20 protein-coding genes and 1 pseudogene are annotated in these 20,798 nt (G+C 32.0%); 14 read left to right on the top strand and 7 right to left on the bottom strand.

What is annotated here, in order from left to right; translation table 11 throughout:
- Window positions 1-66 precede the first annotated feature (66 nt).
- The 5 genes from HW119_RS13175 to HW119_RS13155 form a co-directional block, all read right to left on the bottom strand.
- Window positions 67-351: a DUF6520 family protein gene (locus HW119_RS13175; RefSeq protein WP_255497897.1), complete on the bottom strand. Its 285-nt coding sequence runs from the start codon at window positions 349-351 to the stop codon at window positions 67-69.
- Window positions 352-596: 245 nt separating this feature from the next.
- Entirely contained in the window at window positions 597-947 is a 351-nt protein-coding gene (locus HW119_RS13170) for a four helix bundle protein (RefSeq protein WP_177765127.1), read from the bottom strand.
- Window positions 948-965: 18 nt separating this feature from the next.
- Window positions 966-2,435, bottom strand: coding sequence for a MauE/DoxX family redox-associated membrane protein (locus HW119_RS13165; protein WP_410503958.1), 1,470 nt, complete (start codon window positions 2,433-2,435; stop codon window positions 966-968).
- 129 nt (window positions 2,436-2,564) lie between these two features.
- Window positions 2,565-3,473, bottom strand: coding sequence for a helix-turn-helix transcriptional regulator (locus HW119_RS13160; protein ID WP_177765123.1), 909 nt, complete (start codon window positions 3,471-3,473; stop codon window positions 2,565-2,567).
- Window positions 3,474-3,478: 5 nt separating this feature from the next.
- Window positions 3,479-3,859 (bottom strand): hypothetical protein, encoded by a 381-nt coding sequence (locus HW119_RS13155; RefSeq protein WP_177765121.1) that lies wholly within the window; start codon window positions 3,857-3,859, stop codon window positions 3,479-3,481.
- 184 nt (window positions 3,860-4,043) lie between these two features.
- Here HW119_RS13155 and HW119_RS13150 point away from each other — a divergent pair, with 184 nt between their 5' ends.
- From HW119_RS13150 to HW119_RS13120, 7 genes and pseudogenes are all read left to right on the top strand, one after another.
- A complete protein-coding gene (locus tag HW119_RS13150; RefSeq protein WP_177765119.1) occupies window positions 4,044-4,706 on the top strand; it encodes a pyridoxal phosphate-dependent aminotransferase family protein in 663 nt (220 codons plus the stop codon).
- A gap of 57 nt (window positions 4,707-4,763) precedes the next feature.
- A complete protein-coding gene (locus HW119_RS13145; RefSeq protein ID WP_177765117.1) occupies window positions 4,764-6,437 on the top strand; it encodes an aminotransferase class I/II-fold pyridoxal phosphate-dependent enzyme in 1,674 nt (557 codons plus the stop codon).
- Between the two features lie 118 nt (window positions 6,438-6,555).
- Window positions 6,556-7,404, top strand: a complete 849-nt coding sequence (locus HW119_RS13140; protein WP_177765115.1) for an RteC domain-containing protein — start codon at window positions 6,556-6,558, stop codon at window positions 7,402-7,404.
- A 123-nt stretch (window positions 7,405-7,527) separates the two neighbouring features.
- Window positions 7,528-8,733 carry an NO-inducible flavohemoprotein gene (gene hmpA / locus HW119_RS13135; RefSeq protein WP_177765113.1) on the top strand — a complete coding sequence of 402 codons (1,206 nt, stop codon included), beginning with the start codon at window positions 7,528-7,530 and terminating at the stop codon, window positions 8,731-8,733.
- 52 nt (window positions 8,734-8,785) lie between these two features.
- On the top strand, window positions 8,786-10,057 hold the full coding sequence (locus HW119_RS13130) for a chloride channel protein (protein ID WP_177765111.1): 1,272 nt from the start codon (window positions 8,786-8,788) through the stop codon (window positions 10,055-10,057).
- Window positions 10,058-10,063: 6 nt separating this feature from the next.
- Window positions 10,064-10,636: pseudogene (locus tag HW119_RS13125) on the top strand (uracil-DNA glycosylase family protein).
- A gap of 38 nt (window positions 10,637-10,674) precedes the next feature.
- Window positions 10,675-11,271 carry a Crp/Fnr family transcriptional regulator gene (locus HW119_RS13120; protein ID WP_177765109.1) on the top strand — a complete coding sequence of 199 codons (597 nt, stop codon included), beginning with the start codon at window positions 10,675-10,677 and terminating at the stop codon, window positions 11,269-11,271.
- A gap of 22 nt (window positions 11,272-11,293) precedes the next feature.
- Here the strand turns inward: HW119_RS13120 and mobC are convergent, their stop codons facing one another.
- Entirely contained in the window at window positions 11,294-13,288 is a 1,995-nt protein-coding gene (gene mobC, locus HW119_RS13115) for a conjugal transfer protein MobC (protein ID WP_177765107.1), read from the bottom strand.
- Between the two features lie 136 nt (window positions 13,289-13,424).
- Here mobC and HW119_RS13110 point away from each other — a divergent pair, with 136 nt between their 5' ends.
- The 5 genes from HW119_RS13110 to HW119_RS13090 all read left to right on the top strand — a co-directional run bounded on the left by HW119_RS13110 (window position 13,425) and on the right by HW119_RS13090 (window position 18,313).
- Window positions 13,425-14,036: an SCO family protein gene (locus tag HW119_RS13110; RefSeq protein ID WP_177765105.1), complete on the top strand. Its 612-nt coding sequence runs from the start codon at window positions 13,425-13,427 to the stop codon at window positions 14,034-14,036.
- On the top strand, window positions 14,037-14,414 hold the full coding sequence (locus HW119_RS13105; protein WP_177765103.1) for a hypothetical protein: 378 nt from the start codon (window positions 14,037-14,039) through the stop codon (window positions 14,412-14,414). It begins immediately after the preceding gene.
- A gap of 46 nt (window positions 14,415-14,460) precedes the next feature.
- Complete coding sequence (locus HW119_RS13100; RefSeq protein WP_125020295.1) at window positions 14,461-15,327, top strand: helix-turn-helix domain-containing protein; 867 nt, start codon at window positions 14,461-14,463, stop codon at window positions 15,325-15,327.
- Between the two features lie 168 nt (window positions 15,328-15,495).
- Window positions 15,496-16,965, top strand: coding sequence for a c-type cytochrome (locus HW119_RS13095; RefSeq protein ID WP_177765101.1), 1,470 nt, complete (start codon window positions 15,496-15,498; stop codon window positions 16,963-16,965).
- Window positions 16,949-18,313 carry a c-type cytochrome gene (locus tag HW119_RS13090; RefSeq protein WP_255497892.1) on the top strand — a complete coding sequence of 455 codons (1,365 nt, stop codon included), beginning with the start codon at window positions 16,949-16,951 and terminating at the stop codon, window positions 18,311-18,313. The genes HW119_RS13095 and HW119_RS13090 overlap by 17 nt, the downstream gene beginning before the upstream one ends.
- A 250-nt stretch (window positions 18,314-18,563) precedes the next feature.
- Here HW119_RS13090 and HW119_RS13085 read toward each other — a convergent pair whose 3' ends face one another.
- On the bottom strand, window positions 18,564-19,037 hold the full coding sequence (locus HW119_RS13085; RefSeq protein ID WP_177765099.1) for a GNAT family N-acetyltransferase: 474 nt from the start codon (window positions 19,035-19,037) through the stop codon (window positions 18,564-18,566).
- Window positions 19,038-19,297: 260 nt separating this feature from the next.
- Between HW119_RS13085 and HW119_RS13080 the strand changes: the two genes are divergently transcribed.
- Window positions 19,298-19,666, top strand: a complete 369-nt coding sequence (locus HW119_RS13080) for a hypothetical protein (RefSeq protein ID WP_255497891.1) — start codon at window positions 19,298-19,300, stop codon at window positions 19,664-19,666.
- A gap of 201 nt (window positions 19,667-19,867) precedes the next feature.
- Complete coding sequence (locus tag HW119_RS13075) at window positions 19,868-20,794, top strand: hypothetical protein (protein ID WP_177765097.1); 927 nt, start codon at window positions 19,868-19,870, stop codon at window positions 20,792-20,794.
- Window positions 20,795-20,798 lie beyond the last annotated feature (4 nt).

Genomic DNA, 20,798 nt, shown 5'->3' with positions numbered 1-20,798 from the left:
ATTAACAATTCAAATAATAAATGTTTTATATTTAAATTAGGGCTGTTCATAACAGCCCTTTTTAAATTAATTTTTGTAAAGTGTAAAACTACATTGTAATCCATCTTTAATAGGACTTCTATAATAGGTTACTCCAGAAATAGTACAGATATCACCACTATCTGGATTACAATCAACCCACACAGGTTGACATTCCCCTTCTGTTGGGCTTGAGGCAACGTAATGATAGCCTAACATAACTGCTTCATCAGCTTTCTCAATCTGTTTTGCTGCATTTGATGCAAAAGCACCCACTACGCCTAGTACAATTACACCGAATGGTATCAAGGCTTTTTTAAAATTGTTTTTCATAATATTAAAAATTTAATTAGTTGGTTTACTCTTTTATACAGGTTTTCAACCGTTATTCCCTGCTATTGGCCAATAGATTTTTATTTAGGGAATAGGGAGTAGGGAGTAGGGAGTAGGGAGTAGGGAGTAGGGAGTAGGGAATTCCCCATTTCCCTCTTTCCCCATTTCCCTCTTTCCCCATTTCCCTCTTTCCCCATTTCCCTCTTTCCCCATTTCCCATTTCCCCATTTCCCTCTTTCCCTAATTCATTCCCTCATTTTCAATGAAGCAATAAGCTTAATCAACATTTTTTTTATGATGGTTAAATCATTAGTTAGAATGGAGGTTGAGTTACAATAGGTTAAACGTTGAGTAATTTCTAATAAGCATTCAATTTCAGAGGTTGAGCCTAATGAAATGTACAGAAACCGTATATAATCTTTAGTAGAATTTTTTGATACCCCTTCAGCTATATTACAAGGAATCGAAACAGCTGCTCTTCTAAGTTGACTTGTAAGCCCAAATTTCTCATCATTTGGAAAATCAGCCGTTAGCTGATATATTGATAGTACAAAATCTAACGATTTTTGATATACTTTTAAATCTGTATGCATCATAATAATATTATTTTAAAGTCATTCCCCATTCCCTAATTCCCCATTCCCTATTTCCCATCTCCCCAAAGAATTCCCAACCAACCCATAGAAATACGATTCATTCAACACAAATTCTTTGATCTTGTCCTTTTGATGGTCATACGCGTAAAAGCTGTACAAGTATTCGTTTTTATTGTAATCGTAAACATCAAGGATGCTGGCTTGGTTCCACATACTTTTGGGTTCATTTTTGCCTAATAATTCTGATTTTATATAAAGTTTACCATTGTATGCGTAGGTTTTCGCATTTACTTTGTATGGTGGTGCACCCATTTTACGATCGCCATTGGCTAGCTGGGTAATTTGTATTTTGGCTAGGGTAGTGGTGTCAATCGTTTTACCTTGTGTGAATGTGTTAGATTGTGAACGATAGACTAAATATTGGTTACGATACGTGTAGGTATAAATACCTTGATGTGTTTTTTGGTCTGAAATTAATTGTCCATCGGTATCAAATACACCATCCATTTGTTTTTGTAAAGCATGTTCAAAAAGTTCAAAAGTTACGGTGTCTGTTACACTAAGTTTACCTAAAACATGTTCGCCGTTACTAGCACGCTGACTTCTAAATAAAAAGGTATTTTCTGTTAGAGGTTGTAATAGCGAAAAATAGATGGTTTCGGTCATGAATTTATGAGCGAACCAGTTGCTTGTATTTCCTTTGTAGATGATGGGGATGCTTCCGTCACTTACAAAGAAATTATTGTTTTGTACACGAACTAATAAACTACGGAAGGAACGTTCGGTTTCATCGAGCTTTATTTGATGTTCTACTCTCGTTTTTAGATCTTTAGAAACAGCTGTGATTAATAGCGGAGCCGTATAATTACCTAAATAAATGGTATCTGGGGTTAGCCCGGCTATATAATACGAATTGACACCTAAATCTAAATATTGTGCTTTGTCAATAGGATGCGGTAAAAATCGACGTACAAACGGATTTTCTTTTTTCATCAAATGCTCTGATGTAAAAAATAAGATAATAACAAGAAGGCAACTAGTAAAAATTATTGCTATAACAACTACCACGCTACGTTTAATCTCGTAATGATACAATAGTATCAATACAGTAAGTATAGAAATAATAATATTAAACCAAAGGTGTTCGGTCCATCCCATTTTTTCTAATATACCACCACAAGAGCAGGGTACAAACGGACTGTAATTTAAAATAAGGTAAATGTAAATACTGAAGGCAATCATAAATCCCAAAAAAAGATAAAGACCCAATTTTTCAGTTTTACGAAAACAAAGCAGTACAGCAATAATAAGTTCGCCTATAACAACGCCATAGGCTATGGTAGTAGCAAAGGCACTTAATAAAGGGGATTGTGCTATTTGTACTTGAAAATTTTCAAAGTCGATTAATTTACTAATCGAGGTATACACAAAAAGTATAACAAAGAAGTAAATACTTAAAAGAGTTGCATTTTTAATAATATTTTGCATGATATTATTGATTTTATTTTAGTAAAGTTCAATAATGTAATTTTATTTTAAATGCAGAATAAGAATTAAAAAATATAAAAAAAGGTTTATTTACAGCTGTCTTTTGGGTATTTTGAGTTATTTGTGGTTTTATTTTTGATGTAAGTTTTTTACTTTACAACGAACTTCCTTAGGAAGGATGTCAAAATAGGTTTTAAAGTAATTCACAAATGCAGAATACTGTGGGTAGCCAACCATGACTGCGATTTCTTTGAATGCCAATGTACTGGTTTCAATAAGTAAATAGGCATGTTTCATTCTTAGAGAAATAAAATATTCGTAAACAGAGGTTTGGTATTGTTCCTTAAAAAGTTTTTTTAGTTGATTGGAATTGATGCCAAATTGTTTACATATTTGATTTAAGGTCAGTTTTTTATGTAAGGGATAGTGATCTACAAATACCTTTACATCTTCAATGATAAACTCATTTCTTTTACGTTCTTTTAAACGATTGATTTCAAAATTTTCTGTCATAAAAGGTTTGAAGTGCCTAGAGTCCAAATACATTTGATATAAATTTATAACCAAAGTTTTATCATCATTCAAAGTAGTTATATTAAACATATAGTTTATATCAAATAAGGTAAGTGTTTGTTTGGAAAGTCCTGAAAAATCCATTCTATTTTGAATCCTATCTTTCAAATAATCTGCTGTTTCGGAATCAATTAAGTCTAAGAAGTTTAAATTTTTAATATCATTAAAATGCAAGGATTGGTTAGTTATAAAATCATCACTTACGTTAGTGATTTTAAATTCTTTATTTACAAGGAAAACATATTGATTTACATATTTCTGAAACTCGTTTGGTTTTACAAAAGATAAATGAAGTAAACGATCACGCCATTCTTCATTCACCAGATTAAATAAAACTTCTAAACATTCAAATTCATCACCTAAATTTTGAATAAAAACCTGTTGGTCTAGTTTACCATTACCCAAATCAATAAGAGCTTCAATTAAATAATTCCATCTTTTTTTGCTAACAATCAATTCTTTCATATAAATTAAAGTTTTTTAATCGATTTAATGTAATCGATGGCTTCATTGATTGATTTAAAAAGTTTAGTAGGAGCTTTTGGATTATTAATTCTTATGTAGAAGAGTGCCATAGTGTATACAGTAGCGTTAGTAGACACCAGTGCTACATTGGCTAATAAATTAGAACCATAGGTTGATAAATAAGTACGTGCTTCGCTGTGTATTGATTTAACATCTGATATATCGCAGATAACATCAAAATTTGAAAAGGATTGAAATCGCAATCTATCTTGCACCAATTTCCTTGCTACATCATAGGTGATGTTCAAAGATTTCTTAAAAGTAATGTATAAGATTCGATCTCTTAATTTATATCCTGCATATTTATTTTCATAGTCATAATCCATAGTTTAATTTTAAGGGGTATGATAAACTTTTATAAAAATATCAATCTTTTCTATAAAATTTCAGTTTTTTAAACTTAAAAAATGCAATATAAGAACTAATAAGTATAAAAAAAGAATTAATTCAAAAGGTTGTAAAGTGATTTATCTGATTTATTATCAATTTTAAAATTCTAAAATTGATAATATGGCTAAAATTAATCACAATAATACCTACGATACGATTGATCGAGTTATTGAAAATGCAAAAAATAAACAGACGATTCATTTATATGCAGAGGATGAAACATTAAAAGGAGATTCACTTTGCATCAATGGAAAAAAACTATGGCATTTTGCTACAACTGGATATTTAGGCCTAGAACAGGACATTCGAATTAAGCAAGCTGCAGCAGAAGCTATCTTTAAATATGGGACGCAGTTTCCTTTATCTAAAACGTATATTTCGCATCCATTATACCGGACATTAGAACAAAAAATAGAGTTAATACATGAGGAGCCAGTTATTATAGCGAAGAATAGTACGTTGGCTCATATGGCGGTTATACCACAAGCAATCAGTGATAATGATGTGGTTATACTTGATCATCAAGTGCATTGGAGTGTGCAAACAGCTTGTCAAATACTTAAAACCCGTGGTGTTCCGGTTTTATTAATTCGACATAATAATATGGAACAGTTAGAAGATTATCTTGTTAAATATAAAGATAAGCATCAAAAAATTTGGTATATGGCTGATGGAATTTATTCCATGTATGGCGATCATGCGCCTATTGATAAATTAAAACAATTAATAAAAAAATATCCTTGTTTACATATTTATTTTGATGATGTACATGGGATGAGTTGAATTGGAGAAAGAGGAGCAGGGTTTGTAAAAAGTCACTGGAGTAAAATACCTGAAAATATGGTTTTGATCAGTACGTTAAGTAAAACTTTTGGAGCAAGTGGGGCTACCATAATTTGTGGAGACAAAGAATTGCAACAGAAAATTAAAAACTTTGGAGGTCCTCTTACTTTCTCAGCTCAGCTAGAACCATCTGCTGTGGCTGCCGCTATTGCATCAGCCGATATTCATTTGAGTGGTGAAATAGATAAACACCAAAAAGAGTTAAATGAAAAAATTAATCTTTTTAAAAAATTAGTCAAAAACTATAATCTTCCTCTGATTGCTTATACTGACACACCTGTTTTTTATTTGGGAACAGCTTTACCAGAAACAGCTTATAATTTAGTTAATCGCTTACAAAATAAAGGTTTTTTTGTGAATCCAGGGATATATCCTGCAGTTCCATTAAAGAATGCAGGTATTCGTATTACCATTTCCAATCACAACCAAAGGACTGAAATTGAAGAACTCGCAAGTGTTTTACATACGGAGTTTCCATTGGCATTAAAAGAAACGAATAACACTATTGAATATATTAACAAAGCTTTTGGCTTATCTACTAGAAGTGTTACTATATCAGATTCAAACTTAAAGGTTTCTACTTTTAAAAGCATAAAAGAAATCGATAAAACGATTTGGAATTCTTTGTTAGGTAAAGATAATGCACTTGATTATGAAGGAATGCTATTTGTAGAATCGTATTTTGGAAACTTAGATAAAAAAAATCCAAACTGCATGGATTTTGGATACATAAAAATTGAATCACAAAAAGTACAAATTTTGGCACTTGCATCAGTTTCAATGGCTTTATGGAAGGAAGATATGTTATCGAATGTATTAGTTTCAGAAAAACTTGAAGAAATACGAAAAAAAGATCCATTTTTTTTAGTCAATAAAACCCTTAGTACAGGATCAACTTTTACAGAAGGCAATCACATGTATATGGATGCAAACTACAAAAACCAAAGGGTATTGAAAGACGTTTTGCTATATGCATTGGAACAAGAATTCAGTTTAAAGGAAGCTTCCAAAATGGTTTTAAGAGATTTTTCGAAAGGTGATGCTCTTGGTAATTACTTCCTAGATAAAGGATATTTAATTGTTGAGATGCCTCAAACGGCTATTTTTGAAGCTTTTGATTTTACAGCGAGTGCCGACTTTGAAAATGTTTTAACTAAAAGATCCAAACGTCATTTTAAAAATGATATTCTACCGTATATTGATACATATGAAATAAAAATTCAAGAACAGCTTTCTGATTCGGAATTGCAAAAAGCTTACGAACTTTTTTTAAATGTCAAAGAAAATAATTTGGCAATAAATAACTTCACCTATGCCTTTGGACTTTTTGAAGCGATGAATAAAAATAACAATTGGTCATTTTTGCAAGCCTTAGACCCATTAAATCATGAGATGGTTGGTGTTGTTTTTTGTTATAAAAATGGAACTAATAATTCATTTAATCCTATTTTAATCGGTATGAGTGATTCAGACCAACATCGACTAATTTTATACAGACAGTTGCTATTCCAAACCATACTTTATGCTAAAAAAGAAAATTTCGAGAAAATTTATTTTGGTGTATCAGCCATTTTTGAAAAAAGAAAACTAGGAGCAAAGGTCTATGATAAAGAAGCTTATGTACAACTTATAGACCATTATGCGACTGATTTTTTAGAAAGTTTTAAATGATGTTTTAACTCTTGATTCATTTTGATCACAATTAGTTTTTCTTAGTTTTAACCACACTTTTTATTATTTTATTTCTAATTGTAACGTAAACCCCTGTTACTAATAAATAACTTTATTCATGAATGTTTTTAATGATAAATTGAATATAATTAGAAAAAAAGAACAAAAAATTTCTTTTACATCATCTAGTATTATAGAAGAATCATATCAAATGATTTTACTTCTAAAGGATTTACTTTTGGAATTAAAAACCATTGTATTAACAAAGGGTTTCAAAACAGAGATGGAAGAAATTTACTTCTTCAAAATAGTTAAACCTGAAGTTTTAGGAAAGCTTATCTATTACAATAAAGTATATCGTATTGAGACGGGTTGCCCTGTTAACAACGGAAAGTTATTTATAAAATACTTCACTAAACATTTAGAGCAATTAAAAACAAGTTATAAAGAATATGTTTGTAATTCAGATTTTTATAAATATTACAAATCAAAAAGAACTGATTTAGATTCCAAATTTTTCAGACTAAATCAAATTGATTTACATGGAGGATTAAATAGTATTGTCTTTGAAATCGATGAAAAATTTTCGACTTATTATGATTACAAAGTATCGAGAATCATATCAAATGATTTATTATATGAATATTTAATTCAACGAATGGATTCCGAAGAAAAACCATCTATTTTTCAAAATCAGCCAGTGGATGGGTATAATAAAGATGTATTTTGGACCGATTCTAAAAATGCATTGGTTGAGCTCATTTACGCATTACATGCTTCTGGTGCGGTTTCAAACGGACGCGTCGGAATTTCAAAGATGAGTATGGTTTTTGAAATTATATTTAGAGTAAAATTAGGCGACTTGCATCATTCTTTTCATAGGATGAAAGACAGGTCAGGAAGCAAGACCGCTTTTTTAGATCATCTAAAGGCTAATCTAGAAAAATACATGGATAATGGATTGTGAAAAGATAAATAGTGATATAGTGTTTAACATTTTTTTAAGAGTTTAAATCGAAACTTATGATTGCAGTCATAAAAAGTAGCTACGTTGTCAGCCTAAATTTGCTGTACAATTATATTATTAACTATGCTTACAGATAAACATAAACAAGTTATTTTGGCAACTGTTCCTTTGTTAAGAGAAGGTGGTGTTGCCCTTACCAAACATTTTTACAACCGCATGTTTACATATCATCCTGAATTAAAAAACCTGTTTAACATGGGGAATCAAAATTCAGGAAAACAACAAACAGCATTAGCAATGGCTGTTTTAGCATATGCGGAAAATATTGCTAATCCTGGTGTTTTAATGCCTGTTGTAGATATGATTGGTCACAAACATACCAGTTTAAACGTACAACCTAAACAATACGATATTGTTGGTATACACTTGTTGGCCTCAATAAAAGAAGTTTTGCAAGATGCAGCTACTGATGAAGTACTTGAAGCATGGACTTTGGCATACAATCAATTGGCTGACTTGATGATTGGTCACGAACGAAAAATGTATCAAAACAAAAAAGAAGAAACAGGTAATTGGATAGGTTGGCGTTCATTTATTGTAAAAAGTAAAGTTGAAGAATCGTCAGAAATAATTTCATTTTACTTAATTCCTAAAGATGGTAAAGAAATTCCAAATCATCTACCAGGACAATACTTAAGTATAAAAGTGTTTTTACCAGAAATGAATTTAGAACAAATTCGTCAATATAGTATTTCTTGTGCCCCAAATGGCGAGTATTTTCGTATTTCTGTAAAACGAGAAAAAGGTGTAAATATTCCGGTAGACGGTTTGATTAGTAATTATTTACACGATCATATTTTTGAAGACAGTGAAATAGTGTTGAGTGCTCCAGCAGGAAATTTTGTGCTGCAAGAAAACAAAAATAAAAAAGTGTTTATCAGTGGCGGAATCGGTCAAACACCTTTATTGTCTATGTTAGAAACATTAAATTTAAACGAAAAAGTATTACAAGATGTCGTTTGGATTCACGCCTGTCGTAGTAAAGAAGTTCATGCCTTTGCAGATAAAGTAAAATATATTCAAGACAATCATCCCAATGTACGCAAATATCAATTTTATGATGTTATAGAAGAATCTGTTGTCGATACAAATGTTCTGAAAGGTCATGTTGATTTTACAAAGATGGAAGATTGGAAATTTGATAAAGATGCAGAATATTATGTTTGTGGACCGCGTTCTTTTATTGAAAAAATGATCAAAGATTTAAAAACGAACCAAGTAAATGAGGAGCAAATTTTCTTTGAAGAATTTGGACCCAAATCATTATAATAGATTTTTTTAATTAAAAAAACGGAGAGGCTTAGCTTCTCCTTTTGTGTTTATGGATTTTAAAACGCATGTATCCCGAAAAAATTATCAATGGGTAAAATGGAGTCGCATTACTCTTTGTTCTGCCTTGGTAGGAATTGCCGTAGGATTGCTTACTTTAATGTTTAAAAGTTTGGTAGAACAATATGAACATTTACTGTTGCATAAGGCTAAAAACTTTAAGCCATTCTTTATTGTTTTTCCGTTTATTGGTTTGGCGCTGATTTACTTTTTGCGTCAGTTTGTGTTTAATAAAAAGAAAAATAATGGAATCACAGAAGTATTGGAGGCTGTTCGTTCTCAGAAAAAGATTCCTTCTTATAAAGTGCTGTCTCATTTTTTCAATGGATTTCTTACCGTTGTTTTTGGAGGAACTACCGGTATTGAAGTTTCAACCGTCGTGGCAACAGCAGCTTTGGGAGATATGGCTTCGAGAAAGGATATTATCTTTAAAAAATACAGAAAAGAATTTATGGGAGCAGCAATTGCCAGCGGCGTAACTATTTTATTTTGCAGTCCGTTGGCGGGTTTGTTTTTCTCTTACGAAACTATTGGAAAACAGAAAACTAAAGTGTTTTGGATTACACATATTCTTAGTGTGTTTTTTGCTACCGCTATTCTTCTTTTAATGAATGTACATCCATTGGTAAATCTCAACGCATATGTTCAAGATTGGAAGTATGAAGCCCTACCGTTTTTTATAGTATTAAGTATATTAACAGGAGCTTATGGCGTTTATATGACGCGAATGGTAACGTATTCAAAGAAAGTTTCTTTTTTTGAAAATCATCCATTACTTCAATTGCTTACAGGATCGATATTGTTAGGAAGTGTTTTATTTTTTCTTCCCGAATTGTACGGTTCTGGTTATCATACCATCGTTCAATTCACACAAGAGGTAAACCACTTACTTTGGTTTGTAATTCTTGCTTTAGTTTTGGTAGTTTTAAAACCTTTTACTACGGGGCTGACGTTGAAATTAGGTGGAGACGGTGGTGTCTTTGCACCAAGTATTTTTGCAGGTGTTTGTTTAGGGTTAATTGTGGGGGGGGTAACCAAAATGTATTTTATGCCCGAAGCATTGGTTCTAAATTTTGTAATTTTAGGAGTTGCATTAACAGTAGCAGCTACGTTACATGCGCCTTTTACCGCCATCTTTCTAACCTTCGGTATTTTTAATTCCTATGTTTTATGGTTACCTTTAGTTGTGCTAACATTTGTCAGCTATCTTTTATCAAAAAAGATATATCCATACACGGTTTATACGCTGGCATTAAAAAAATAACAAAATATGTTTAATAAATTACTACAGCAGATCCGCGCATGTACCGTGTGCGAATCTTTTTTGCCGTTTGGTGCGAATCCAATTATACAGGCACATCCCAAATCTAAAATTATTATTATTGGGCAAGCACCTGGAATTAAAGCGCATCAATCAAACATACCTTGGAATGACCCCAGCGGAGATCAATTGCGTAAATGGTTAAATGTAACCAAAGAACAATTTTATAATCCATAATTTTTTGCGTTAGTTCCCATAGGGTTCTGTTATCCAGGCAAAGGTAAGTCAGGTGACCTTCCGCCAAGAAAAGAATGTGCGCCTTTGTGGCATGAGCGATTGTTAAACGAAATGAAAGATGTACAATTAATTTTATTGGTTGAACAATACGCTCAGAAGTATTATTTAAAAGAGAATAGTTACCAAAATATAACTGAAAACGTTTTGCATTTTTATCAATATTTACCAGACTATTTCCCTCTACCACATCCATCACCTCGTAATTTTATATGGATTAAAAAAAATGAATGGTTTATAGAAAAGGTACTCCCTGAATTAAAAAATAAAATCAAAGTAATTTTATGATCAAGTTGTTTAGGTACATTTGTTGTTTTTTTTAAATTATGATAGACGAAGAGCTTTTAATACAGTTTGGAGCAGAAATCCGAAAAGTAAAGAAAAATGAAATCATTTTTGAGATAGGTCATTTTCCAAACTTTTACTACCAAATAAAAGAAGGTAATGTTAAAATGAATAATTTCACCGAAGATGGAAAAGAATTCATACAAAATATTTTTATCAAAGGACAAAGTTTCGGAGAACCTCCCTTGTTTATTGATGAACCCTATCCTGCTAACGCTGTAGCTGTAACAAAAGGTAAAGTTTTACAAATAAATAAATTAGCTTTTTATGAAATGTTGCAACAACATCCAGAAGTTTCATTAGCATTAAATAAAAGCTTAGCCCGAAGATTGTACTATAAATCCATTATGGCACCAGAATTATCTTCACAAAGTCCAGAAAAAAGATTATTGAAGCTTTTAAATTATCTAAAAAAGCGTGAAAAAGAAAAAGGAATTGAATTTGTTGTAGATTTATCTCGACAGCAATTAGCTGATTTAACGGGCTTGCGTGTGGAAACTGTGATTAGATCAATTAAAAAGATTGAGAAAAAAGGTGAGTTGCAAATCAGGAATGGCAAAATAGTTTTACTGTTTTAATTTTTTTATTTTATATATTCTATTATCTTATCAAATGCTGTAAATGAGGATCATTTTTGATACGTTTCATTTCATTTTCTATAATAGAAACAATATCAGATTTAATCTGACGATAATTAGTATCTATTTGTTCTTTCATGTTTTCTTCTCCTAATTCATTTTTAAATGAACGTATTTTTGGTATTTGCTGGTAAGACTTAGTTTCAGATTTAACTTTTTCATTATCTACAACAATTTCAGCATGGAATATTTTTTGTTCGATACGTTCATCAAAATTATCTGAAACAGATCCAACGAACATACCTTGAGTTAACGTTGAAATTTTTGAAGCGGGTATTAGGCTATCTAATTGAGTAGAAATTGAGGTTGATTTATCATTACGATTAATGGTTAAACTTTGTCTCTTTTGTAATATTTTTCCAAAACGTTCTGAAAGTGTTTTGGCTGTTTCTCCAACCACCTGACCACTGAAAATATTACCCACTGTATTTTGGATTACTTTAGCTTCTTTGTCTCCATAATCTCGAATCAATTGTGAAAAATCCTGAAATCCCAAACAAACGGCCACTTTATTGCTTCTAGCAGTAGCTATAAGGTTATCTAAACCTCTGAAGTAAATCGTAGGAAGTTCGTCAATGATGACCGAACTTTTTAATTGCCCTTTTTTATTAATAAGCTTTACAATTCTTGAATTATATAAACCTAATGCAGCAGAGTAAATGTTTTGACGATCAGGATTATTACCTACACAAAGTATTTTTGGCTCTTTGGGATTATTGATATCCAATGTAAAATCGTCTCCCGTCATCACCCAATACAATTGCGGACTGATCATTCTTGATAACGGGATCTTTGCCGATGCAATTTGTCCTTGTAATTGGTCTTGAGCTCCGCCTTGCCACGCATCCATAAAAGGGGAGAGGTAGTTCTCTAAATCGGAATATGAAGTTAAAATGGTAAATACTTCCGAATACTTTTTATTTAATAATTCAATCGCATGTGGAAATGTACAATACTTTCCGTTTTCATATATTTTCAAATACCAAATAATAGCTGCAAGTAAAATAATAGGACTCTCCACAAAAAAATCTCCTTGTTTTTGAATCCAGCTACGGTTTAAATTCAACATAATGGTATAAGCCGCTTCATAGGCATCGGATATATCCGTCATAAAATCCGGATTGAGTGGATTACAACGATGACTTTTACTTGGATCATCAAAGTTGATTACATAAAATTTCGGTTGAATCTTATATTTGTAACGATGTATCAATAAATGATTGTAAGCAATGGTTGAAAGATCATCAAATTTAAAATCATAGATATACATCGAAAAACCTTTTTCAATCTGCTGCTTGATGAAATTATTAACCACAGCATAGGATTTTCCAGAACCTGGAGTACCTAAAACAATAGTTGCTCTAAACGGATTCACAATATTAATCCACCCATTGTTCCATTTTCCTTTATAATAAAATTTACTAGGTAGATTAACAGAATATTCGTTTTCCATTAATTTTGTTTCTTGCTGAAAACTTTCATTTTCATTATTAAAAACATCGTGCATAAGGTTAGTACGAAGCAATCGACTCATCCATAGCCCTGCCATCAGTAAAGCTATAAATCCTAACGAGATAGAAAGGATATACAGAAATGTTCCTATTAAAGGAGGTAATTTTAGTAACGGTGTGTTCAGAAAAAACAATACAAAACCAACACCTAAAGCAACATAAATTTTAGACCAGGTTATTTTTTCATTCTTAACACCTTTAGTTCCCAAACAGCTTAAAGCTAATAAAGTCAAAGCAAATACTTTGGTATAAAGTGTATGTCCAAATAAACCAGCTGTTCTATTGAAATTGCCAAATATCTTATTGATGATTTCTAATGTCCAACCACGTTCTAAAAAGAAACCGTAGCAGAACCAATACAGATGCATCAATACCAAAAGAATACTCACTGCCCTCATAAATGCCATTATTTTGGCTAAACCTCTTAAATCGTCTTCTCCTTGCATAATTTTAAAATTACATTTGAGAAAATTTAATAAAAAGGATGCTAGTTTTTAGATTATGGCATTCATTAGAAATAAGAGGTAGTGTTTTACTAATTTTATTAGTGTTTTAATTATTTTATAGATAAATTTGAAGTTTATGAAACCAGTTATTTTTCTTATCCTTCTCTGCATTATTGCCAGCTGTTCTGAAAAATCAGAAAAGCTACCCTATTTAGGTAACTCGACCGTAATAAATAATGTCGAAACACAGCATAGTATAAAGGATTTTTCTTTTCTAAATCAGGATAGTTTGGCTATTACCAACGAAACATTTAAGAATAAAATTTATGTAGCCGATTTCATTTTTTTAAGATGCCCTACTATTTGTCCGGTTATGAATAAGGAACTTAAAAGAGTTTATGATGCTTTTAAGGACAACGATAATATATTATTTGTTTCACATACTGTTGACCCGGAAAATGATACTATTCCTGTACTGAAAGCTTATTCTGAAAATTTGGAAGTAAACCCTAAAAAATGGCATTTTTTATGGGGAGAGCAGAAAGATATTTTTGATATTGCCAAAAACAGTTATTTTACTCAAGCTTACGAGGATTTGGATGCTCCGGGAGGTTATGCCCATAGCGGAGGATTTATTTTAGTAGATAAAAATCGGCATATACGAGGTGTTTATGATGGAACCAATAGTGTTGATGTTGACAGATTAATAAAAGAAATTGTAATTTTGCTGAATGAAGAATCAAATTAGATGAAAAAAAGTATATTGTTCATATTACTTTTATCCTTTCTATACCAAAGCACATCAAGCATTTGGATTATTACTTCATTCTATATAAATCAAGATTATATTGCTAAAAACATCTGTATTAACAGATTTGATGCTATTCCCGTATGTAACGGAAAATGTTTTTTAGAAAAAGAACTTTCTGCTGACGCAGAGAAAGAACAGCAAATACCAAATATTAAAAATAAAGAAGTACATCCTTTATTTCTCCAAGTCATAAATTATAAACCTGTTACGGCTTATATTCAGGCTTTCACTCAGATAGATTATCCTGAATACACCTCCAATTTTATACTCTCAAAATTAGTTTTTTCTGTTTTTCAACCACCCGAGTTTGTTTAATTCTTTATTGAACAAGTTAATTAAAAACAAAAACTAATACAATAATATGCAAACAGACCGCTTGCCGGTTTGCGATATTGGTTTGTTTGATGATACAACGGATTTCTGGATTGATTCCATTGATAACCTTTTGGGGAAATATTCTTTTTTAGAACATCCTCACGAAAGTACTTTTTATACTTTTCTAATTGTAGAAAAAGGAAGAGGTGAAATTATTATCGATAATAATAAAATCCGTATTGATGATGCTCAGGTATTTATCATTAAACCAAATTGCATTACCGAACTATATTTAAACAGAGAAGCCATTGGAAAAATAATATGCTTCACAGAAGACTTCTTCTCATTAAGGTACAACAATAATGTACTCAATCAATTTTCCTTTTTTAATAGGGAATCTAAAATTGTAATAAGGGTTTCAAACGATAATTTATCTTATCTGAAATCTTTAATATTATTTATGCATAACGAGTTTACCAACAAGAAGAAAGCTTCTAAAAAAGCCCTTCGCTCGTTTCTGAATATTTTACTTATCGAGATAGAACGTTTCTATAATCCATTGAGGAATATGGAATCTAATAATCCGACAAAAGAAAAAGTTCAGAAATTTCAGAAGCTAATAGAGAAGAATTTCAAAACAATGAAGCTACCATCCGATTATGCTAGAATATTGAATGTGAGCACAAATTATCTGAACAAGATTTGTAAAAAAACTTTAGGAGCGACTTCAGGTGATTTAATCAGAAGACACGTAGTACTTGAAGCACAAAGATTGTTACATTACACCAATTATTCTATTAATGAAATTGCAAACGAATTAGGGTTTGAGCACACTTCTTATTTTGTTACCTTCTTCAGGAAAACGACAAGTCAGACTCCAGAACAATTCAGAAAGAAACGAACAGAAGAATAAAATAATAAATAGCTGAATTGAAAATAGAAATTACGAGACTTTAAAAATTAAATACAAGTCCTTTTTTAATAAAGAAGCAGTATTGTTTAGTTAAACAATCTGCTTTTTTATTTTTCGGTTAATCCTTATCTATAAAGGAAATTTGCCAAAACAAAAACAGAAACGATTATGGATTTTCCTATGTTTCATCTTGATTGGCTAAACAATCGGATGCTTATTGCAGGAATTGCAACACTTCACGTAATTATAAACCACGGTTTGGCAGTCGGTTTTATTCCATTAGTAACCTGGTTAGAACAAAAAGGGCTTAAACGAAGCGGAGCTAATCAAATTACAGATTTAGAATGGGATGAAAAAGTGTATAAAATGATGAAAGTCGCTTTTATCATTACTACGACTATTGGAGCAATGACAGGAGTCGGAATATGGTTTTCAGCTTCTTTAATCAGTCCTTCATCAATAGGTTCCTTAATACGGGTGTTTTATTGGGCTTGGTTTACAGAATGGATTGTATTTGTTACCGAAGTCGTTCTGATTATGATTTATTTTCTTACTTGGAAAAACAGCAATAAATCGCTCAGAGCAAAAATCCGTCACATACGTTTCGGTTGGTTTTTAAGTTTAGCATCTTGGATTACAATGACAATTATTGTGGCAATTCTTGGTTTTATGATGGATCCTGGGAATTGGAACAGTAATCCGAATCTCATTAATGGTTTTACCAATCCGCTTTATCTTCCTCAATTGGCTTTCAGGACACCTATGGCAATGTTAATGGCAGGTGTATTCGGACTATTATTAGCCACAATATTCACAAAATACGGAACAGAAATCAGGAAAGATGCTGTAAAATCTATTTCAAAATGGATTATCCTGTGGGCTCCATTTACACTTTTCGGAGCATTTTGGTATTATAAAGCGATTCCTGAAGGAATGACCGCCAATATGAGTACGGCTGTAGGAACTATAGACTTTGCACAATACTACGGTTTACTTAAGTATTTCATCATAGGAGGAGTTAGTTTATCGGTTGTAATAGCTGTTATTGGTTTGTTTAAAGCAAAAGTAATACGTCCATATATGGTTGTTTTACCTGTCGTGTTTGCTTTTGCCTTCTTAGGCTTTTTTGAACGAGTTCGGGAATTTGTCCGAAAGCCCTATGTCATTGGTCAGTATATGTATTCAAACCTTTTATTGGAAGAAGATATGGTCGTTTATCAGCAGGACGGAATCTTGAAACACGCTACATATACTTCCGTCAACGAAGTTACGGAAGATAATAAACTTGAAGCAGGAAAGAACGTATTTATGTTGGCTTGTAGCAGATGCCATACAGGACAAGGTGTAAACAGTGTAGTAGATGTTTTTGAACGAATGACAGGTACAAAAGATACTTTGAATGTAGCTATAATGGCTGCTTATATGCCGAATATGCATACGGGACGAAATTATATGCCTCCTTTTCCCGGAAATGAAGCAGAAGCAGAAGCTTTGGCAATTTACATCAGGCATCTTCAGGATTCAGGAGAGTCGATAGAAGGAGTTCAAACCGAAGGTGTAATGGTCAGTTCAGACTATACGGTTAAGGCAGTAATTAACAAACAAAATAAAACAAACGATAATGAAGATGATAAATAGTTTATTGATTAGCTTACAGACAAACATACCGACACCTGTTCCTAAAGACCTTCCCTTGCCATTGCCTTTACCCGAATGGCTTTTGATTATCATTTTGGTGATTTCTTTTTTAGCACATTTGGTTTTTGTCAACCTGATGCTTGGAGGAACATTACTTACACTTTGGTCACAAATAAAAGGATTAAAAGACAAGAAATACGACTTGTTGGCAAAAGAAATTGCAAGCACTATTACTGTAAATAAAAGTATTGCTGTTGTGCTTGGAGTAGCTCCACTTTTAAGTATCAATGTGCTTTATACTGTTTATTTCTATTCTGCAAATGCTTTGACAGGATTGGTTTGGATAGCTGTGATTCCATTGGTTACCATTGCTTTTTTACTTACCTACCTGCACAAATATACCTGGAAAGTATTTGAGAATAATAAGGCGATACATATCTCTTTTTTAGGTTTGGCAACAGTCATATTGCTATTTATTCCTTTTATTTTCCTGACAAACATCAACCTGATGATGTTTCCCGAAAAATGGGCTGTAGTAAAAGGCTTTTTTAATGCGATGATGCTTCCTAATGTTTTCCCGAGATATTTTCATTTTCTTTTTGCTTCATTGGCAGTTACAGGGTTGTTTTTGTTTTGGTATATGAGTCGTAAGAATTATGAATTCGAAAATTTACTCCCCGGATTCACAAGGTATGATATTCAGAAAAAAGGATATTCTTTGGCTCTTATCGCTTCAATCTGCCAAATGCTTATGGGACCCATAGTATTGCTTACACTTCCCGCCAAAGGAATGGGTTGGAATTTAATTCTTGTAATCTTTACAGGAGTTGCAATGGCACTTCCTGCGATGTGGATGATGTGGAAAGGATTACAGGCTTCCAGAGAAAATATCGGAAAGAACTTTTATAAGGTAGTCACCCTAATGACTATTACGGTTGTTTTTATGGGTTCGGGAAGACAGATTTACAGAGCCAATGCGTTAGAACCACACCAAAAACTGGTTAAATTAAGAACCGAAGAATTTCAAAAAATAAAAAAAGAAGCTATTGTAAAAAGCAAAAGAGCACAAGCAGCAGAAAATTCGGCAGACCTCTCTTTGGCAGATAAAGGTAAAAAAGTATTCAATCAAAACTGTGCAGCATGCCACAAACCTAAAGAAATGCTTGTAGGTCCGCCGGTTACCGAAATGGCTACCATCTATAAAGACAATAAAACAGATTTAATCAATTGGATAAAAAAGCCAGGAAAAAAACGCCCTAATGCTCCACAAATGCCCGGTTTTCCTCAAATATCTGATGAAGACATGAGTACTTTAACAGAATATATATTAACAATTAACGAATCATAAACTATGACAACATTTCTTGTAATAATAATGATTATATTATTTTTCACAGCAATAAAATATCTCATTGATATTAATACATTAGCTTTAAGAATAAGCAAAAATAAAGAGCTAAATCAACAGGAAAATGACTTAGAAGACAAATACCAGTTTATTAAAGGACTTTATTAGTTAAAAAGTATTATTGCCGCCCTAAGTCCTTTTTTATTTTGGTTGTAAAAGGAGTGCGATCGTCATTAAGCACTCCTTTTAATTAATCGATTTTTTTACTTAGTATATGCTGTTGTCCCATAATTCCCTCTAAATATTTTTCAGTATCAACAAAACCTACATTCAGATAAGTATGATATGCATTGATATTCCTGACGTTTACAGATAATACTATTTCATTTGTTTCAGGATATCTTTGTTTCAATAAATCTGTAATTAACAATACCGATTTCTTACCTAACCCTCTCCCTTGATAAATTGGGTTTAGGGAAAAAGACCGAAGAAAAATAGCAAATTTGTTATCTGTTAGTTTAAATTTATCACTGCCTTTATCAAGAATAAAAAAACCAATGGGTTCATCATTATACATTATAGTTATAACCGATTTTTGAAAATCCGAAAAGACCCCATCTTTTTTACATTGATCAATAGATGAAGTAAATTCAACCTGTTCGGGAAGTAATTTATAATTTAACGGCTCATAGTACTTCTCATTGTACGAAACTAATTGTAACATAAAAGATTTTTTTACTCAAAGTTACTATTTGCTCAGTAATTAGCTTATTTTTTCCGTAAAAACATAACTTCTGTTAATTGATATTTACTTAATCAATCCATTTAATTACACATTCAATCCAAAATTTGGCTATTGATAAAAAACGAGTGAATTTTGCATCGTGAAAATTGATTTTGATATAAAATATCTTTTGATATGATTAAAATCATAGATTAGTTATTAGTGTATCAATTACCTTTGTCCCAAATTAAACTACTTTAGTGAAAAAACTTATAGTCATATTAGCATTGTTTATGCTTTTTAAGCCTGTGATTCCGGTTTTGGAATACGTGGTGTTTTATGACTATATTAAAAATGAGCTTTGTGAAAACAAAGACAAACCCAAACTTGAATGTAACGGAAAATGTCATTTGAAAAAAGAATTGGCAAAATCTTCCGGTTCAACTGAAAAAGGAAACGATAAAAAACATTTTTCTGTAGAGACAAGTATTGTTTTCTATCAGGAAATAGAAGAGAATTTTGGGTTCAAACAGCTCTTCTACCTACACAAATCAAAAGTAACTTCAAATTATAATTTGTCTTACTCTCATTTAGAGACAAATTCTGTATTCAGACCTCCAATCGTTTAATTTTAAAATAGTGTTGCTATTAGATATTGATTTCTTCAATATCTAAAACTGATTATGGTAAATATTCAGCTAAGAACACTAATAATCTATTTTGTCAACAGTTGCATTACAATGTAAGAACGCTTTATAAATCAAATAGCGCCGTAGTCTCATATAGCACCTGTTGACACGCAATAGTTTTTAATTAAACACTCATCACAAATGAAATTTTTTAAACATTTTGTAATTGCAATAGTACTTGCAGTTACAACCTCGTGCACGCTTGATAAAACGGATTTTGAAGCCGAAATCAACCGAGACGTTACCGAATATTTTGAATTTAAAGAAGTTACTTCATTCAATAGCGATAATTACAAAATCAGTATTGAAGCTTTAAACGGAACTTTTTATAAAGGATATAATGAAATTCGTTTAACCATTACCAATACCCAAACCAATGAGGCTCTGAATAATTCGGAGGTTACTTTTTTGCCGATACTTACCGATTCCGATAACAACAAAATTTCGTGCCCACACAGGTATCATTTGGTTTATAATTCTGAAGAACAGTTTTATTCAGGATATGTTGTATTTACAAGTATAAGCAACCCAATGGAAAACTGGGACTTGTATATCAGTTTCACAGGTAGTAATCAAACACATACGTTTAGCCAGTTGGTTACTGTCCAAAATCAAACCAATATGAACCTGAATATGACTTCATTTACAGGTAATGACGGAGAGCAGTATTTTATTGCACTCGTTGCTCCTCAAAAACCAAAGGTTGCCGAAAACGAATTGGTTGCAGGAATTTACAAATACAACCAGCCTACTGAACCGGCAGGAACTTTTCCCGACCCATCGCAATTTTCGTACGCTGAAGTAGAAAACTATACGTTGCTTTTAGACCCGAGAATGCCCGAACCATCTATGGGAAACCATTCTTCGCCTAACAACGTGGATTTAACCCAACAGGCAGACGGATTGTATTATGGAGTAGTCAATTACACGATGACCGGAAACTGGACATTGAATTTCATGATGTTAAATCAAAACGGAGTACTCATCAAAGGAACGGAAGTACCAACCGATTTCACACCCGGAATCGAAGGAGCAAAAAGTGAACTTCATATTAATATCTTGTTCTGATGCT

Origin of the sequence: Flavobacterium sp. I3-2, from assembly GCF_013389595.1 — a bacterium.
In the GTDB taxonomy this organism is placed as follows: domain Bacteria; phylum Bacteroidota; class Bacteroidia; order Flavobacteriales; family Flavobacteriaceae; genus Flavobacterium.
The sequence above is the reverse complement of the archived record's forward strand: the minus strand, read 5'-3'. Positions and strand labels throughout refer to the sequence as shown.

Excerpts from the sequence above, each read along its gene's own strand:
- HW119_RS13165 (WP_410503958.1), bottom strand. The coding sequence starts at position 2,435 with ATGCAAAATATTATTAAAAATGCAACTCTTTTAAGTATTTACTTCTTT.
- HW119_RS13075 (WP_177765097.1), top strand. The coding sequence starts at position 19,868 with ATGAAATTTTTTAAACATTTTGTAATTGCAATAGTACTTGCAGTTACA.
- HW119_RS13155 (WP_177765121.1), bottom strand. The coding sequence starts at position 3,859 with ATGGATTATGACTATGAAAATAAATATGCAGGATATAAATTAAGAGAT.
- HW119_RS13105 (WP_177765103.1), top strand. The coding sequence starts at position 14,037 with ATGAAAAAAAGTATATTGTTCATATTACTTTTATCCTTTCTATACCAA.
- HW119_RS13090 (WP_255497892.1), top strand. The coding sequence starts at position 16,949 with ATGAAGATGATAAATAGTTTATTGATTAGCTTACAGACAAACATACCG.
- HW119_RS13120 (WP_177765109.1), top strand. The coding sequence starts at position 10,675 with ATGATAGACGAAGAGCTTTTAATACAGTTTGGAGCAGAAATCCGAAAA.
- HW119_RS13160 (WP_177765123.1), bottom strand. The coding sequence starts at position 3,473 with ATGAAAGAATTGATTGTTAGCAAAAAAAGATGGAATTATTTAATTGAA.
- HW119_RS13100 (WP_125020295.1), top strand. The coding sequence starts at position 14,461 with ATGCAAACAGACCGCTTGCCGGTTTGCGATATTGGTTTGTTTGATGAT.
- HW119_RS13170 (WP_177765127.1), bottom strand. The coding sequence starts at position 947 with ATGATGCATACAGATTTAAAAGTATATCAAAAATCGTTAGATTTTGTA.
- HW119_RS13145 (WP_177765117.1), top strand. The coding sequence starts at position 4,764 with ATGGTTTTGATCAGTACGTTAAGTAAAACTTTTGGAGCAAGTGGGGCT.
- HW119_RS13140 (WP_177765115.1), top strand. The coding sequence starts at position 6,556 with ATGAATGTTTTTAATGATAAATTGAATATAATTAGAAAAAAAGAACAA.
- HW119_RS13175 (WP_255497897.1), bottom strand. The coding sequence starts at position 351 with ATGAAAAACAATTTTAAAAAAGCCTTGATACCATTCGGTGTAATTGTA.
- HW119_RS13110 (WP_177765105.1), top strand. The coding sequence starts at position 13,425 with ATGAAACCAGTTATTTTTCTTATCCTTCTCTGCATTATTGCCAGCTGT.
- HW119_RS13095 (WP_177765101.1), top strand. The coding sequence starts at position 15,496 with ATGGATTTTCCTATGTTTCATCTTGATTGGCTAAACAATCGGATGCTT.
- hmpA (WP_177765113.1), top strand. The coding sequence starts at position 7,528 with ATGCTTACAGATAAACATAAACAAGTTATTTTGGCAACTGTTCCTTTG.
- HW119_RS13130 (WP_177765111.1), top strand. The coding sequence starts at position 8,786 with ATGGATTTTAAAACGCATGTATCCCGAAAAAATTATCAATGGGTAAAA.
- HW119_RS13150 (WP_177765119.1), top strand. The coding sequence starts at position 4,044 with ATGGCTAAAATTAATCACAATAATACCTACGATACGATTGATCGAGTT.
- mobC (WP_177765107.1), bottom strand. The coding sequence starts at position 13,288 with ATGCAAGGAGAAGACGATTTAAGAGGTTTAGCCAAAATAATGGCATTT.
- HW119_RS13085 (WP_177765099.1), bottom strand. The coding sequence starts at position 19,037 with ATGTTACAATTAGTTTCGTACAATGAGAAGTACTATGAGCCGTTAAAT.